The organism is Phenylobacterium sp. (assembly GCF_031181185.1).
Lineage (GTDB): Bacteria > Pseudomonadota > Alphaproteobacteria > Caulobacterales > Caulobacteraceae > Phenylobacterium.
In genome coordinates, this window is the sequence record NZ_JAPSKZ010000307.1 from 1 (window position 1) to 2242 (window position 2242).

General features: G+C 68.9%; 3 protein-coding genes and 1 pseudogene. 2 read left to right on the plus strand and 2 right to left on the minus strand.

The window, feature by feature from the left end; translation table 11 throughout:
• Both RIF93_RS20255 and RIF93_RS20260 read right to left on the minus strand, forming a co-directional pair.
• A partial coding sequence (locus tag RIF93_RS20255; protein WP_309093242.1) for an ATP-binding protein occupies positions 1 to 427 on the minus strand: 427 nt, incomplete at its 3' end.
• Positions 428 to 494: 67 nt separating this feature from the next.
• The gene (locus RIF93_RS20260; protein ID WP_309093243.1) at positions 495 to 974 is read right to left on the minus strand and encodes a 3D domain-containing protein; all 480 of its coding nucleotides are present in this window, start codon (positions 972 to 974) and stop codon (positions 495 to 497) included.
• A gap of 186 nt (positions 975 to 1160) precedes the next feature.
• Between RIF93_RS20260 and RIF93_RS20265 the strand changes: the two genes are divergently transcribed.
• Together RIF93_RS20265 and RIF93_RS20270 are read left to right on the plus strand one after the other, a co-directional pair.
• Positions 1161 to 1742, plus strand: a complete 582-nt coding sequence (locus tag RIF93_RS20265; RefSeq protein ID WP_309093244.1) for a glutathione S-transferase family protein — start codon at positions 1161 to 1163, stop codon at positions 1740 to 1742.
• A 63-nt stretch (positions 1743 to 1805) separates the two neighbouring features.
• Positions 1806 to 2242, plus strand: a pseudogene (locus RIF93_RS20270) (S1/P1 Nuclease); the annotation flags it as partial.

The window sequence follows — 2242 nt, forward strand, 5'->3', positions numbered from 1 at the left end:
CCAGATAGGCCTCGGCGCAGGCGTCGTAGGTGGCGACCGCCTGCGCCCAGGTCTGATCCCGTTCGGAATCCTGGACGTAGATCGCCTTCCAGGGCGGCGCGATGAACGCGCGCGGGGCGTAGCGCAGTCCGCGGACGGCTTCGTCCGCGGCGGGCGAGGGCGCCAGGCCATAGGCGCGAAAGGTCGCCCAGGCGTCGACCAGGCCTCGGTCGAAGAAGGTGAGGCCGGAGGCGGCGCGGTAGGCCGCCAGGTCCCGCTGCAGGATCAGTTCACAGAATCGGGCCGGCTCGGGCCGGCCGCCGCAGGCCTGGATCACGGCCCGCGCGCTCTCGGGCGCGACCGCGCAGCCGAGCTCGGCCAGACGGCGGAGCAGGGTGGTCTTGCCGGCGCCGGGCCCGCCGGTCAGCGCATGGAATCGATCGGGCATGCGAAATCCCCCTCAGGTGAGCTGAAGTCGGCCGTCCGACGGGGGGATTTGCGTGAGCGGGCCGGACCTACGCCGGCGGGCAGCCCTTGAAGGTGCCGACCTTGACGGCCGAGATCTTGGCCAGGCTGAGGTTCTTCACCGGCTTCATCGAAGCGGCGCCCTGGCCCGTGTAGAGGTCGATGCGCTCGCCCTTGATGGCGCCGCCGACGTCCGTGGCATACCAATAGCCGTCGTGGAGCTTGCCGTCGGGCATCTTCACGCCGACGGTTTCCTTGATGAACAGGACGGTCCGGCGCGGGATCACGTTCTTGTCCACGGCGACGGTGCGCATGGCCACGACCTTGCAGCCCAGGCTGTCCAGGGCGCCCACGCCCTTGGCGCCGGCGTGGTACAGCGTGGCCTTGAGGTTGAAGACCGGGGCGCCCGGCAGCTTGCCGGCCATCACCGAAGTAATCAGGTCGCCGACGGGATCATTCGACCCCGCGTGGGCGTTGGAAGAAGCAGCGATAAAAGGAATTACTGCCAGGGCGGCGAGGCGGCGTCGCATGGACGGCGTCTCCTTCGTCGTTGAACTGGTGACCGGACTCGTACCGGCAAAGGACCCTCGGGACAACCCCGGAGGGGCCATGTGGCGCACCCCTGTTAGATTTCCTCACAAGGTCCGTGAGACAGGATCGTTTGATCCTTAGGTGGATTCCGCCCACAGCCCAGCTTGCTCAGCGGAGGCCGGCGCATGGAAATCTATGGGGACTCGAAGTCGGGAAACTGCCTGAAAATCCGTTGGGTGGCGGATCATCTGGGGATTTCCTACCGCTGGATCGAACTCGACATCCTGAAAGGCGAGAGCCGCACGCCAGACTTCCTGGCGATGAATCCGGCCGGCCAGGTGCCGACCGTCGTGCTGGCCGACGGGCGGCCGCTGGCGCAGTCGAACGCCATCATCCTGCATCTGGCGGAAGGCTCGGACCTGATCCCGCAGGACGCCTATGAGCGCGCCAAGATGCTGGAGTGGATGTTCTGGGAACAGTACAGCCACGAACCCTACGTCGCCGTGGCCAGGTTCCAGGTGAAGTACCTGGGCAAGCCCGCGTCCGAGCTGGAGCCCCGGCTGGTGGAGCGGGGCAGGGCGGCCCTGCAGCGGCTGGAGGACGGCCTGGCCGACACGCCGTTCCTGGTCGGCGAGCGGCCGACGCTCGCCGACATCTCGCTCGTCGCCTACACGCGAATGGCCGAGGACGGCGGGTTCGCGCTTGCGGACTATCCGAGGGCGCAGGCCTGGATCGGGCGGGTTGAGGCGGCCTTCAACATCGCCTGAGGCGCTTCGTGACGGTTGCGTGACCCGCTTGCGTTCGGCGCCCCGAGCCCGCAAACGGGGCGGATGAAACGCGCAGTCTCGCTGGCGCTGGTCGCCGCCATCGCCTTCAGTCCCACCGCCGCCTTCGCCTGGGGCGGGACCGGGCACCGGATCGTGGGGCAGGTGGCGGCGCGCGCCCTGCCGGCCGAGGTCCCCGCCTTCCTGCGCAGCAAGGCCGCCATCGAGGCCCTGGGCGAGCTGTCGCGCGAGCCGGACCGGTCGAAGGGCGCAGGCAAGCTGAGCGACAGCGACCGCGACGCCGCCCACTTCATCGACATCCACGACGACGGCACGATCCTGGGCGGGCCGCCGTTCCTGCCGATGCCGCCGACGCGGGCCGAGTACGAGACGCAGCTGGCGGCGCACAAGCTGGACACCGCCAAGGCCGGCTACCTGCACTTCGCCATCATCGACCACTGGCAGCAGCTGACCCTCGATTTCGCCTACTGGCGTGTGCTGAC